Genomic DNA, 13,521 nt, shown 5'->3' on the forward strand with positions numbered 1-13,521 from the left:
AAATCAATAAAATGGTATAGTATTACTTTATTAATCTTATTTTATTCGTTCCATTTTGCTTTTGTAAAGAGAATTGTTACATCCTAGGAGGAATTGGGTTTGCAAAAATGGCTTTATCGCTTTTTTATAGAATTAACAAATCATCGTTTTTCATCGGCGATTTTAAAAAAATTTTCACAATCAAGAGTTAGTGCTATACTTATTCCGAGTTATGCGAAAATATACAATATTAACCAAGCCGAAATGGAAAAAAACTTGACAGAGTTCTCAACCCTACATGACCTTTTTGTAAGACGGCTTAGAAAAGGAAGTAGGGAAATCGATCAGACCGAAAATACGGTTATTAGTCCTGTTGATGCTGTCATTGAAGAAACGGGGATTATTACCGCTTCAAAAGAAATGATTGTAAAGGGTAAACACTACCAGGTTGCCGAAATGCTAGGTGATGAAGAGTCCCTTTCAAAATACATAGGTGGTACCTTCCTTATTCTTTATTTAAGCCCAAGCCACTATCACCGAATTCATAGTCCAATAACTGGGGTCGTTACGAAACAATGGGCATTAGGCCGGAAATCGTATCCGGTTAATCGACTGGGGTTAAAATATGGTAGAGATCCTTTATCCAAGAATTTTAGAAAAATCACAGAAATAAAGGGCAAAGATACATATGTTGCAATGGTTAAGGTAGGTGCAATGTTTGTAAATAGTATAGAAACTACATATACAAGTGATACTGTGGAAAAAGGGGAAGAAATTGCGTACTTTTCATTTGGCTCAACCGTCATATTGTTATTTGAAAAAGACAGTTTTATGCTTAACCCTAAAATTAATGCTTTGACGGATATTAAAGTAGGTGAAGTATTAGGGATAATTAATGATAAAGAAAAAAAGAGCCGTTAAATGGCTCTTTAATTAAATGAATTATGATATATTTTTAATTTTATGTCCCAATGATCTGCGCATAATTTCAGTTTCAATAAGGTGAATAAAATCAGGACTTAGCTTTAATTTTATTGCTTTAAAATAAGATTCAACTAACAAGTCATCTGATAATTTTTTCATATCAACTGCCAATAGTTGGCCATTCACCTCCTAAATTAATTACATGTAATATGTTCTAAAGTTTCTCATGTTGCATATACTATTATGTTATTCGTTGTTGTTAAAATTACTCTATCACGAAAAAAATAATAGAACAACCGTTCTGTTATCCACAGGAAATAGTGGATAACCTGTGGGTATTTTGTTTATAAAATTTGGAAATCTATGTATATCGCTGTGTAAAATGTGTATAAGATTATCCACAGGTGTTGAAATTTACTGACTTTTGTCGAAAACTTTTTATTTTTTGTATAAAAAATGAAAGATTATCATGCATTTTGTCATCTTTTTGCTTTGTGGAAATCATATTAATTCGTTATGATAGGATGGGTATAAAAAGGGTAGTCCGAGAGAGGTGTAACAAATTGTTAAATGTTTTTTTACCAAATGAACATGTGAAATCAGTTTTTGAGGTTTCACCAAGCAAATTAAAAGAACTAGGCATCAAAGGTGTCATTACCGATTTAGATAATACGTTGGTAGAATGGGATCGCCCAAGTGCAACTCCAGAACTTGTTGAATGGTTTAAGGAAATTAAGGAGCAAGGTATTACCGTCACAATTGTCTCAAATAATAATGAAAAACGGGTAAAAGAATTTGCAGATCCACTAGGTATTCCATTTATTTTTGAGGCGAGAAAACCATTAGTACGTGCTTTTAAGCGCGCAGTAAAGGAAATGGGTCTACAAAAGGAGGAGGTTGTTGTAATCGGTGACCAACTTCTAACAGATGTCTTTGGTGGGAACAGGAGTGGCATGCATACTATTCTTGTTGTTCCAGTTGCCCAAACGGACGGTTTCTTTACAAAATTTAACCGCCTAGTCGAAAGAAGAATATTAACTTGGATGAAGCGTCGTGGAATGCTTTATTGGGAGGATTAAATAGAGTGGAACAAGAGAAGATTAGCTGTATTGGCTGTGGAGTAGAAATCCAAACAGCTGACGAAACAAAATTAGGATATGCACCAACATCTGCTTTAGAGAAGGATAAAGTCATATGCCAACGCTGCTTTAAATTAAAGCATTATAATGAAGTACAAGATGTATCCTTAACCGATGATGACTTTTTAAAAATCCTACACGGAATAGGCTCTACTAATGCATTAATCGTAAAGATTGTTGATATATTCGACTTTAATGGCAGTTGGTTACCAGGTCTTCATCGTTTTGTGGGGAACAATAATATACTATTAGTAGGTAATAAAGTGGATTTGCTACCGAAATCGGTAAAACCAAAAAAACTAGTAAACTGGATGAAAGAATCATCTCGAGAACTTGGCTTAAAACCGGTAGATGTCTTTTTAATCAGTGCAGAAAAAGGTACAGGCATCAAGGAGGTAGCTGAGGCAATTGAGCATTATCGCTCTGGAAAAGATGTATACGTAGTAGGATGTACGAATGTCGGAAAGTCTACATTCATTAATCGTCTGATTAAGGAATTTAGTGGAGAGAAAGAGGACATCATCACTACTTCTCACTTCCCAGGTACAACATTAGATATTATTGATATTCCTCTTGATGAGGAGCATTCCTTATTTGATACTCCAGGAATAATCAATCATCACCAAATGGCACACTTTGTATCAAAACAAGACTTAAAAGTTATTACACCTAAGAAAGAAATTAAACCGAAAGTCTTTCAGTTAAATGAAGCACAAACCTTGTTTTTTGGTGGCTTAGCAAGGTTTGATTTTATAAGTGGTGGCAGACAGTCTTTCGTTTGTCATTTCTCAAATTTGTTAAATATCCATCGCACAAAACTAGAAAATGCTGATGAATTATATGAGAAACATCAGGGTGAGCTCTTACAGCCTCCTGGTAAACATGAATTAAATGATTTTCCGCCACTGGTTGCCCATGAATTCATGATCAAAGAAGCGAAAACAGATATTGTTTTCTCAGGACTGGGTTGGGTAACGATTAATGAACCACATACGAAGGTAGTAGCTCATGTTCCAAAGGGCGTTGGGGTTATGATAAGAAAATCATTAATTTAACAAAAAAGTAGTAATCTTAATGGTAATGGGTGAGGAAATGGAAAAGGTATATGGGGTAATTGGAAGTCCCATTTCACATTCGATGTCACCGATGATGCACAATGATATTTTTGAACATTATAAGCTTAATGCTAGATACCATGCTTTCCATGTGGAACAGGACCAGGTGAAAGCCGCAATTGAAGGAATAAGGGCACTCGGGGTATCAGGCATTAACGTAACAATTCCACATAAATTAAAGGTAATCGACTATTTAGATGAAATTGAAGAGGTTACTAAGAATATCGGTGCAGTGAATACGATTGTAAATGAAAATGGGAAATTAGTAGGCTATAACACGGACGGAAATGGATTTATCCGTTCATTAAATCGCGTCATCAATAATGAGGAATTGTGTTCTTCAAATGTATTGATAATCGGAGCCGGTGGTGCAGCTAGAGGGATATTTATTTCATTAGCAGCTATGGGTGTGAAAAGAATTGATATTGTAAATCGCACGATTGACCGGGCAAAAGCCATTATTGACGATTGCAAATTCGCGGTTGACTCGCATGCACTCGCTTTTGCGGAAGCAGAGAGTATTCTGGGTAAATATAAAGTCATAATCAATACAACTTCAGTTGGTATGCATCCTAAGGTTGATGAAATTCCGCTTAGACTGGAGAATTTGGCTCCAAAAACTATCGTAAGTGATATCATTTATAATCCATTTGAAACCAAACTCTTGCATGAAGCAGCAAAACGTGGTGCAATTACGCAAAATGGAATTGGAATGTTTGTTTATCAGGGTGCTTTAGCATTTGAAAAATGGACAGGAATATTTCCAGACACGGACAGAATGGAAAGACTAGTTACAAAGCTATTAGGAGGTAAGACATGCTAACAGGTAAACAAAAACGCTTTTTGCGATCTAAAGCTCATCATTTAGATCCAATCTTTCAGGTTGGAAAAGGTGGGGTAAATGACAACATGATTAAACAAATCAGCGATGCGTTAGAAGCTCGTGAACTATTAAAGGTAAGTGTCCTTCAAAACTGCGAGGATGACCGTGATACGGTAGCGCAAGAGCTGAGCAATGGTGCAAAAGCTGAATTGGTCCAAATCATTGGAAATACAATTGTACTATACAAAGAGTCTAAAGAAAACAAGCAATTGGAGCTACCAAAGGCTAACAAATAAGCATTCAAATAAGGAGGTTGAAAAGGACCGAAGTTCAAGGCGGCGCGAGCTTCCGAGTACCGAAGCGAGGCAACTGCTTGAGATTACTTCCTAACACCCTTGCGCTAAGGAATTAACATCGTGAATATACTAGTAGACGCAAGCGCATAACTGGTTGTTCACTATGTTCTCGGAGCTAAGTACGCAAGAAATTTGATGCGTCATTTTCGACCGACTAGGAGGGAAAAAATGAACCATATCGGAATCATAGGTGGTACATTTGATCCGCCCCATATTGGTCATTTGTTCATTGCTTCAGAGGTATTAACACAGCTAAACTTATCGGAGATTTGGTTTATGCCAAATCGTATACCTCCACACAAAGAACGGAAAAGTTATGTGACTGATGAGGAGCGGGTTGAAATGCTCTCTCTAGCCATTGCAGGCCAACCAAAATTCAAATTACAGCTTATTGAACTGGATAGAGAAGGACCCTCATATACATACGACACAATTCTATTGTTACGTGAACAATATCGTGATACAAAATTTTATTTTATTATTGGTGGGGACATGGTCGAATATTTGCCGCATTGGCATAAAATTGATGAACTCATCGATTTGATTACGTTTGTTGGGGTGAAAAGACCAGGATATTCTTTTCCGACTCAATATCCAATTGTTGAAGTAGATGTTCCTCAATTAGATATATCCTCTTCGATGATTAGAAAAAGGCTGAGGGAAAATAGAAATACAATGTATTTAGTTCCTGAAAAAGTACGAAACTATATAGAGGAGAAGCATTTATATGGAACGTGATATGGCCCTAGAACTTGTTAAAGAACAGTTAACGGAGCATCGCTATCAGCATACACTAGGTGTTATGGAGACAGCCATTGACCTGGCCAAACGATATGATGCTGATTTGAAAAAGGCCGAAACAGCTGCCATCTTCCATGACTATGCGAAATTTAGATCAAAGGAAGAGATGAAGCAGATCATTATCGACCAACATATGCCGAAGGATTTATTATTTTATAATACAGAACTATGGCATGCGCCGGTAGGAGCCTACCTTGTTAATACAGAGGTGGGGATTCAGGATGAAGAAATCCTTGATGCAATTCGTTTCCATACATCTGGACGTGAAAGAATGACTCTGCTTGAAAAGGTTATATTTGTCGCAGATTACATCGAGCCAGGTAGACATTTTCCGGGTGTAGAGGAAGTTAGAGAAATCGCAAAACAGGATTTAGACACAGCCCTCATCTATTCATTAAGAAACACGATCATGTTTTTGGCAAAAAAAAATCAAGCCATTTATCCTGATACTTTGCAAACATATAATGCATTAATCTTAAATAAAAAGGGGGAATCCTAGGGTGAATGAAAGAGACATCTTAACATTTGCAGTTCAAGCTGCTGACGATAAGCGCGCTGAAAATATTGTAGCATTAAATATGAAGGGGCTATCCCTTGTTGCCGATTATTTCTTAATCTGTCATGGGAATTCTGAAAAACAAGTACAAGCAATTGCACGCGAAATCAAAGACAAAGCCGATGAAAATGGTATTCAAATCAAGCGTCTTGAGGGCTTTGACGAAGCAAGATGGGTTCTTGTTGATCTTGGAGATGTAATTGCTCACATATTTCATAAAGACGAGCGTACCTACTATAATTTAGAACGTCTGTGGGGAGATGCGCCTACTGAAACAATAGAAGATGTGCTGAGTTTATGAGCTATGGAGAATTTGCCTATATCTACGATGAACTAATGCGTGATGTGGATTATGAGCAATGGATTTTGTTCTTTAAAGAGAGAGTTTCGCACTTTAATAAAAAACATCCACTGCGTGTTCTTGATATTGGATGCGGAACAGGTGAAATTGCGATTCGACTTGCAAAAGAAGGCTTTGAGGTTGTTGGGGTAGATCTCTCTGAGGATATGCTGGCAGTCGCGAATAACAAAGCAATGGAAGCCGGAGTGAAGATTGAGTTTTACCAACAGGATATGGTGGAAATCTCGGGGTTAGATCCATTTGATGTGATTGTGATTTTCTGTGATTCACTTAATTATTTGCGTACTGAAGAAGATGTGCAGAAAACCTTTCAAAATGTTTTCAAGCTATTGGAACACGATGGACTTTTCTTGTTTGATGTCCATTCCGTTTATAAAATGGACTCCATTTTTATGGATGGGCCATTTGTGAGCAGTGATGAAGAGGTTAGTTTTATTTGGAATTGTTTTGAGGGGGAACATCCTCACAGTGTAGAACATGAATTATCGTTTTTTGTAAAAAATAAACATTCTGATGATTATACGAGATTTGACGAATTTCATGAACAGCGAACCTTTCCGATTCAGACTTTACAAAATTGGCTTGAGAGAATAGGTTTCAAAGTAGTTAATGTGCTTGCAGATTTTAGTAACCCAGTTCAGGAGACTTCTGAACGGATATTATTTACCGCAAAAAAATAGATGGGCAGACGATGTCTGCCCTCGTTTTATTTGTCGTGAAAAAATGAGTATTCCTATTTAAGAAGGAACATGGTATATTTATCGAGATGGAGTCTCGTTAAATTGTTTATTTACTTCGTAAATATCCTCATCAAATTTTCGATGGGTACTCCTAAAAAGTTCTACAAATAACTCACCGATATTTTCTTCCATTGCCTTAATGCCTTCCCCAGTAACACCACCTTTTACACATACTTTTTCCTGGAGAGTGGGCAACGTATATATTTCCTTTTCAAGCAATTTTCCCATTCCGACAATCATTTCACTAGCTAAAATTGTTGCTTGCTCCTCTGTAATTTTCGTTTCCTTCACTGCTGCATTAATAAACTTTCTCACAAGATAAGTAAAAAACGCAGGGCCGCAGCTTACAATATCAGAAGCGACTCTTGTAATGTCGTTATTTATGTGAACCGGAGCAGAAATTTGCTCAAAAAGAAATTCCAAATAATCCTTAAATCTGCTGCTAATGCTACTTCCAAAAGTAAATAAGGATACGCCTGTTAGTGCGCGATTTGTAATACTTGGAATAATACGTGCGACCTGACAGTTTACAATTGATTCGAGCTGTTCAACAGAAATCGGACTCGTAATTGAAACGATACATTTACTACTCGTTAGGCAAGGAGATAATTGGTGTAAAAGGGGGTGAATTTCCAAAGGTTTTACACAAATGAAAATTAAATCAGAGCCTTTTACAACCTCTTCATTTGTTGCTACAACTGTGATATCTGGCATGTAGTTCTTAATGGCTATTGCTTTTTCAATGGTTCGATTTGTTATCGTTAATTTTGAAGGCGGAACAGCAAGAGATTCTACAAAGGACTCTATTAAAATTTTCCCCATATTTCCTGTACCAATAAACCCTATATTCAAGTTCGTCCCTCCTTTACAGACTATTCTCCTAAAACAATATGTTTTCCCGAATAAAATTATGAATGATTTTACTTAAAGTAAAAAAAAACAAAGGAGACCAAACCATGAATTTTAGAGAAAAAAAGATTAAGTTATTTAGTATATGTTGTGGAGTCTGTCTAGTTATCTTTATTGTCTTTTATAATATTTTTGATCATGGAACAAGGGCAGAACCTTACGAGGTAGAAGAGGATTTGCTCTTTGAACCGAACGTTGAGGAAGAGACTGATGCAGAGGAAGAGATTAAGGTAATTCTTGTTGATATCAAGGGAGCGGTACATAATGAAAATGTATATAAGGCCGAGGATGGGATGAGAATTAAGGACATTATAGTGATGGCGGGTGGATTTACTGAAGATGCAAACATCAATCAGGTGAATTTAGCACAGCGAGTGGAGGATGAAATGGTTATTTATGTTCCACGCATTGGTGAGGATTTTGAAATGGATAGCAGTTTGTCCCCAAAAGGCGATGGAAAGATTTCATTAAATAAAGGAGCACAGGCAGATTTTGAAACGTTATCAGGAATCGGCCCATCAAAAGCGGCAGCGATCATTGCATTCCGTGAAGAAAATGGACCGTTTAAACAACTTGAGGACCTGATGGAAGTTAGCGGAATCGGGGAAAAATCCTTTGAAAAAATAAGGGACAAACTCAAATTAAATTGACGGTTTGTACAAATAACCGATAAAATAATTGTAAGATTTTGTTGAAGGGATGGGGAAAATTTGAATCGAATCAAATGGGATCAATATTTTATGGCACAAAGCCATTTACTTGCATTAAGAAGTACCTGTACACGACTAACAGTTGGGGCAACCATTGTACGAGATAAGCGAATTATCGCAGGGGGATATAATGGCTCTGTGTCTGGCGGTACACACTGTTCAGATGAGGGCTGCTATGTAGTCGAAAATCACTGTATAAGAACCGTTCACGCTGAAATAAATGCATTACTGCAATGTGCCAAGTTTGGAGTCCCTACAGAAAATGCGGAAATCTATGTTACTCATTTTCCATGCCTCCAATGCACAAAAGCAATTATTCAAGCAGGGATTAAGGTTGTATATTATGCAGAAGATTATAAAAATCATCCTTACGCAATAGAATTACTTGAGAAATCAAATGTAAGAATTGAGAAGGTTCCTCTTCAAGAAATGGTAATTGACTTAAAATCAAAGGAGAAATTAGCATTTGTTAATGATTTAATAGAAAAAATAACAGAGTCAGGTGCGGATGATAGAGAAATAGAGAAGCTGCATGAGAAAACTGCTGCACTATTTTCAAATATTGGTTAGTTTGATAAATAAGTATGGGGACTATGTAAGAGGAAAGCTTGTTTTTCTTGCATCCTTTGCAATATTTGGAATACTAGTCCCCTATACATCTTTTTCATGGTTAAGTTTAATCCTCACCCTACTCTTATTAGGATTTGTTATGATCCGCCACCATTATTCACTCGTTATCCTCTGTATTATCACTCTTTTTACTTTTATGTGTATTTTTACCATCATCGACTCCAACAATCATACAAATTTGATCCCTACCACAGAAAGGATTGATGCGGAAATAGTTGAAACACCAGATATTAATGGTGACAAGCTATCCGTTACCGTAAATACTTCAAAGGATGAAAAACTGCTGTTAGTTTATTATTTCGAAACGGAGTTAGAGAGAAAGCAGCTAAGCTCTACTGTTCGAATAGGGTTGGTTTGTACTTTTCATGGAAGTCTAAAGGAACCCCAAGTCGCACGAAATCCCAATTCTTATAACTATAAACAATATTTGTATACACAAAAAATCCATTGGATTTTTGAAGCGAATGAAATAAAAATAGAAAATTGTTCTTCAAACGAAAAGTGGACGATAAATCATATGCTTCTAAATATAAGAGATACTGGAATCCATCATATTAATACTTATTTTGCTGGCTCAACCGCAGGGATTATCCAAGCATTGATCTATGGGGAAAGAACAAATATCGCAAATGAAATAGAAAGTTCCTATCAATCATTAGGATTGATACATTTATTGGCGATATCAGGACTGCATGTAAGTCTCATGACAGGGATGTTTTACTATTTATGTATTCGCTTTGGCTTGACACGTGAAATAACCACAATTTTACTGTTATGTTTACTGCCAGCATATATCATAATTGCCGGAGGCTCTCCTTCAGTTATTCGCTCCGTTTTAATGAGTATGCTTTTATTAGCAAGCATTAAATGGTGGGAAAAAGGTAGTGTCCTTGATGTCATTAGTTTTTCCTGCATGACTATGCTACTGTTTAATCCGTACTATATCGTAAATATCGGTTTTCAATTGTCCTTTTTAGTGAGTGCGTCCCTGATCCTTTCTTCTAGAGCCATTTTTAAATACTATCCAACTACGATTGCTTCTTTATTTGTCGTTTCATTGTTATCGCAAATTACTTCAATGCCGGTTCTACTCTTCCACTTTTATGAGTTCTCGTTATTGAGCTTACCTCTAAATATGCTTTATGTCCCATTATATTCAGTTGTGATTTTACCATTTGCCTTACTCACCGTATTTTTGCTGAGCATATTCGATCCGATTGGCCAAATCTTTGCTGCGATGCTTTCGTGGATGCTCGAAACTTTAAATCAAGTGACGGTTTGGGCATCACAATTCCCTTTCACTTTATTGACACTAGGTAAGCCAGGTTTCATCTTAATGATTCTGTATTGTGTATCTATTCTATACCTTTTAATTTGTTGGGAAAAAAGAAAAACCTTAGTCCAAAGGGCACTTTTCGCGCCAATTTCGGTTTTGATACTCCATTTGCTTTTACCATATATAAATCCATATGGTGAAATTACAATGTTAGATGTTGGACAAGGCGATAGTATATTAATTGAGCTACCGTATCGAAAAGGAACGTATCTCATTGATACAGGTGGAAACATTGAGTTTAATCAAGAGCAATGGCGGCAAAGAAGGAAAGAGTTCTCGACTGCAGATATAATCATTCCATTCCTAAAGTCAAAAGGAGTACGAAGTTTAGATAAGCTAATCATTACCCACGGTGACCAAGATCATATCGGTGGAGCGAAGGAAATTATAAAAAAAATGAGGATTAATGAAATCGTCATAGGAAAAAGCACGAAAGATACAAAACAAGAAACAGAGTTGAAGAAAATAGCTACTAAAGAAGGGATTCCCATACATTTAGTTGAACGTGGACATAAATGGCAGGAAGGAGGAAATACATTTTATACACTTTCCCCAAAGGGAGATGAAATGGTGGAAAATAACAATTCAATCGTTATATTTACAAAAATCGGTGGTCTAAGTTGGTTATTTACAGGGGACATTGAAAAAGATGTGGAACTTGATCTTATCAATACATATAAAAACATGAGGATAGATGTATTAAAGGTGGGACATCACGGAAGCAAGTCCTCATCTACGGAGAGATTTATCCAATCCTTAAAACCTAAAATTGCCCTAATTCCAGTGGGTGTTAATAATCGTTTTAATCATCCACATCCAGAGGTGATTAATCGATTAAAACAAGAAAAAATCATAGTATATAGAACTGACACAGATGGGGCGATACAATACCGTTTTTTCAAAAAACCAGGAACCTTTATAACGACAATTCCATAAGATACAGTATAGGCAAGGAACGAAAAAAGACTGCCTTATATGGGCAGTCTTGGTTTTGACAGTATGTATTCTGTCGGTATTAAGCTCCGATAACTTTAATTAAAGTTGCGATAATGAAAATTATAGCGAAGAAGCCAAATGATACAACGAAAGCTACTCCAGCATCGATAACGTCATTTCGTGTGTTTTTTATATTCTTTTCGAATTCGTTCACGCCTAACCCCTCCTAAACACTTATAGTATAGCCTAACTAGTCAAAAAAATCTATAATTCCTTTAAAAAGTTGGTTTTGTTTTAAAATCAAAAAGTTAGAAACCTCAGTGAATAAAACAAAGCCAAAAAAAGGTAGAACCCTTTTTCCCCTATTATCCGATACTCTTCCTTTATTAACAACACTTGTCACAAATAGTTCAAAAAACAATGTAAATCCTAATAGTACATAAGAACAACAACACAGTAATAGTCAGATTACAAATAATCATTACTCGACAAGATACCCGGGGCTTGTTTGGTAATGTTTCTATAGATAGGGAATTGGTGAAAACCAATTCCCTTTGAAATTTTTATGGAGGTTGAAAAATTTGTGTTTTACCGATACGATTAGAGAAGATTTGAAGGCTTACAGTGGAGAGGAATAAGTATGAATTTAGAGCTTTGGAAAAAAATTAAGAAAAGGCAATTTGCACCTGTCTATTTATTACATGGTTCAGAAACCTTTTTAATACAGGAAACAAAGGAGTTGCTGATCAAATATAGCGTTGAAGAGGAAGAAAAAGATTTTAACCTATCTATTTTTGATTTAGAGGAAACTCCTGTTGAAATTGCCTTGGCTGATGCTGAGACCCTTCCTTTTATAGGAGAAAGACGTCTGGTTATTTTACAAAATCCACACTTTTTAAAAGCTGAAAAGAGTAAGGAAAAGGTTGAACATAATGTAACGGTACTCGAACAATATTTAAAAGAGCCTGCTCCTTTTACGATTCTTGTGATTACGGCTCCGTATGAAAAGTTAGATGAGCGGAAGAAAATTGTTAAGCAGTTAAAGAAAAATGCTGAAGTGTTGACTGTTAATACATTATCTGAAAAGGATTTACATAGCTGGATAACTGAAAGAACAAACCAGCATCGGGTTACCATTTCCCCCTCTGCGATTCAGGAACTGTTACATGTGGCTGGGACGAATCTTATGAACATAACCCAAGAAATCGATAAAATGTGTTTATACCTTGGGGAAAATGGCGAGATAACAGAGGAAACCGTTAAATTACTCGTACCTAGGTCTTTGGAGCAAAATATTTTTTCATTAATTGATAAGGTAGTAAATAGGAAACTTGATGAGGCACTAAGAATTTTTTATGACCTTTTGCAAAATAATGAAGAGCCCATCAAAATATTATCTTTGCTTGCTACACAATTTAGGTTGATTTTTCAGGTGAAGGAGCTTTCTAGACAAGGCTACGGACAACAGCAGATTGCTGGAAATCTTAAAGTTCATCCGTTCCGGGTCAAGCTTGCGGGTGGACAAGCAAATTTATTTACACAGGAAGAATTGCTGGGTATTTTAAGCCAGCTTGCTGAAGCTGACTATGAAATGAAAAACGGAAAAATGGATAAAAAATTAATTCTGGAATTATTTATTATGAAGTTAGGTAAGTAAAATAGAACGCAAAAAAAAACGACTCAAATCGAGTCGTTTATTTATTATGCGTTAACCTCGTTAAGTTTTTTCGCTAGACGAGATTTTTGACGGTCAGCAACATTTTTATGGATAAGACCTTTACGAGCCGCTTTGTCAAGCTTGCTTGAAGCAGTAAGAAAAGCTGCTTTTGCGTTTTCAACGTCATTGTTAGCAACTGAAGCTTCAAAGTTTTTTACAGCAGTACGCATTGCAGACTTAACAGTTGCATTATGAGCACGGCTTTCATCACTTGTTTTTACACGTTTGATAGCTGATTTAATATTTGGCATACTTTCACCTCCTGCGAATATCAAGATGATCTAACACGATCAATCATCTACGAAAATTAACGAAAACCTTCTCTATTATAGTTTTCCTTCGCTTAATGATCTCTTATACATTCATTGATACTCTGATGTTACAACAAAAGTTATTCTATCAAATTGGCTGTGAGAATGCAATACCAATCTAATTCCTACTTGATAAAAATTGCATGAACCACATTTTAACAGGTAAAGCTATAGATAC

Annotated in this window: 17 protein-coding genes; 13 read left to right on the plus strand and 4 right to left on the minus strand. The window is 36.1% G+C overall.

Going from position 1 to position 13,521, the window contains the following annotated elements; genetic code table 11:
* Positions 1-99: 99 nt before the first annotated feature.
* Complete coding sequence (locus tag AC6CHV_RS13970; protein WP_341330798.1) at positions 100-900, plus strand: phosphatidylserine decarboxylase; 801 nt, start codon at positions 100-102, stop codon at positions 898-900.
* Positions 901-921: 21 nt separating this feature from the next.
* On the opposite strand, the gene AC6CHV_RS13975 is transcribed toward AC6CHV_RS13970, so the two are convergent.
* The gene (locus tag AC6CHV_RS13975; RefSeq protein ID WP_121447319.1) at positions 922-1,062 is read right to left on the minus strand and encodes a sporulation histidine kinase inhibitor Sda; all 141 of its coding nucleotides are present in this window, start codon (positions 1,060-1,062) and stop codon (positions 922-924) included.
* A gap of 365 nt (positions 1,063-1,427) precedes the next feature.
* Between AC6CHV_RS13975 and AC6CHV_RS13980 the strand changes: the two genes are divergently transcribed.
* The 8 genes from AC6CHV_RS13980 (at position 1,428) to AC6CHV_RS14015 (ending at position 6,734) form a co-directional block, all read left to right on the plus strand.
* On the plus strand, positions 1,428-1,982 hold the full coding sequence (locus tag AC6CHV_RS13980; RefSeq protein ID WP_341330799.1) for a YqeG family HAD IIIA-type phosphatase: 555 nt from the start codon (positions 1,428-1,430) through the stop codon (positions 1,980-1,982).
* 5 nt (positions 1,983-1,987) lie between these two features.
* Positions 1,988-3,097: a ribosome biogenesis GTPase YqeH gene (gene yqeH / locus AC6CHV_RS13985; RefSeq protein WP_341330800.1), complete on the plus strand. Its 1,110-nt coding sequence runs from the start codon at positions 1,988-1,990 to the stop codon at positions 3,095-3,097.
* A gap of 37 nt (positions 3,098-3,134) precedes the next feature.
* Positions 3,135-3,980 carry a shikimate dehydrogenase gene (gene aroE, locus AC6CHV_RS13990; RefSeq protein WP_341330801.1) on the plus strand — a complete coding sequence of 282 codons (846 nt, stop codon included), beginning with the start codon at positions 3,135-3,137 and terminating at the stop codon, positions 3,978-3,980.
* On the plus strand, positions 3,974-4,276 hold the full coding sequence (gene yhbY / locus AC6CHV_RS13995; RefSeq protein WP_121447275.1) for a ribosome assembly RNA-binding protein YhbY: 303 nt from the start codon (positions 3,974-3,976) through the stop codon (positions 4,274-4,276). Before aroE ends, yhbY begins: the two co-directional genes overlap by 7 nt.
* A gap of 228 nt (positions 4,277-4,504) precedes the next feature.
* The gene (locus AC6CHV_RS14000) at positions 4,505-5,074 is read left to right on the plus strand and encodes a nicotinate-nucleotide adenylyltransferase (protein ID WP_341330802.1); all 570 of its coding nucleotides are present in this window, start codon (positions 4,505-4,507) and stop codon (positions 5,072-5,074) included.
* Complete coding sequence (gene yqeK, locus AC6CHV_RS14005; protein WP_341330803.1) at positions 5,064-5,636, plus strand: bis(5'-nucleosyl)-tetraphosphatase (symmetrical) YqeK; 573 nt, start codon at positions 5,064-5,066, stop codon at positions 5,634-5,636. The genes AC6CHV_RS14000 and yqeK overlap by 11 nt, the downstream gene beginning before the upstream one ends.
* Before the next feature lies 1 nt (position 5,637).
* Positions 5,638-5,994: a ribosome silencing factor gene (gene rsfS / locus AC6CHV_RS14010; RefSeq protein ID WP_341330804.1), complete on the plus strand. Its 357-nt coding sequence runs from the start codon at positions 5,638-5,640 to the stop codon at positions 5,992-5,994.
* Complete coding sequence (locus tag AC6CHV_RS14015) at positions 5,991-6,734, plus strand: class I SAM-dependent DNA methyltransferase (protein WP_341330805.1); 744 nt, start codon at positions 5,991-5,993, stop codon at positions 6,732-6,734. The genes rsfS and AC6CHV_RS14015 overlap by 4 nt, the downstream gene beginning before the upstream one ends.
* A 78-nt stretch (positions 6,735-6,812) precedes the next feature.
* Here AC6CHV_RS14015 and comER read toward each other — a convergent pair whose 3' ends face one another.
* Positions 6,813-7,646, minus strand: coding sequence for a late competence protein ComER (gene comER, locus AC6CHV_RS14020; protein WP_341330806.1), 834 nt, complete (start codon positions 7,644-7,646; stop codon positions 6,813-6,815).
* A 104-nt stretch (positions 7,647-7,750) separates the two neighbouring features.
* On the opposite strand from comER, the gene AC6CHV_RS14025 reads away from it, so the two are divergent.
* From AC6CHV_RS14025 to AC6CHV_RS14035, 3 genes are read left to right on the plus strand one after another with little or no spacing between them, the layout of a single operon-like run.
* Complete coding sequence (locus tag AC6CHV_RS14025; protein ID WP_341330807.1) at positions 7,751-8,353, plus strand: helix-hairpin-helix domain-containing protein; 603 nt, start codon at positions 7,751-7,753, stop codon at positions 8,351-8,353.
* Positions 8,354-8,413: 60 nt separating this feature from the next.
* Positions 8,414-8,983 carry a ComE operon protein 2 gene (locus AC6CHV_RS14030; protein WP_341330808.1) on the plus strand — a complete coding sequence of 190 codons (570 nt, stop codon included), beginning with the start codon at positions 8,414-8,416 and terminating at the stop codon, positions 8,981-8,983.
* Entirely contained in the window at positions 8,946-11,315 is a 2,370-nt protein-coding gene (locus tag AC6CHV_RS14035; RefSeq protein ID WP_498079076.1) for a DNA internalization-related competence protein ComEC/Rec2, read from the plus strand. The genes AC6CHV_RS14030 and AC6CHV_RS14035 overlap by 38 nt, the downstream gene beginning before the upstream one ends.
* A gap of 79 nt (positions 11,316-11,394) precedes the next feature.
* Here AC6CHV_RS14035 and AC6CHV_RS14040 read toward each other — a convergent pair whose 3' ends face one another.
* Positions 11,395-11,529 (minus strand): YqzM family protein, encoded by a 135-nt coding sequence (locus AC6CHV_RS14040; protein ID WP_121447266.1) that lies wholly within the window; start codon positions 11,527-11,529, stop codon positions 11,395-11,397.
* A 426-nt stretch (positions 11,530-11,955) separates the two neighbouring features.
* Here AC6CHV_RS14040 and holA point away from each other — a divergent pair, with 426 nt between their 5' ends.
* Positions 11,956-12,972, plus strand: a complete 1,017-nt coding sequence (gene holA, locus AC6CHV_RS14045; RefSeq protein ID WP_498079077.1) for a DNA polymerase III subunit delta — start codon at positions 11,956-11,958, stop codon at positions 12,970-12,972.
* Between the two features lie 44 nt (positions 12,973-13,016).
* Here the strand turns inward: holA and rpsT are convergent, their stop codons facing one another.
* On the minus strand, positions 13,017-13,283 hold the full coding sequence (rpsT, locus tag AC6CHV_RS14050; RefSeq protein WP_121447264.1) for a 30S ribosomal protein S20: 267 nt from the start codon (positions 13,281-13,283) through the stop codon (positions 13,017-13,019).
* Between the last annotated feature and the right edge of the window lie 238 nt (positions 13,284-13,521).

Source organism: Ferdinandcohnia sp. GQ5 (assembly GCF_059759275.1).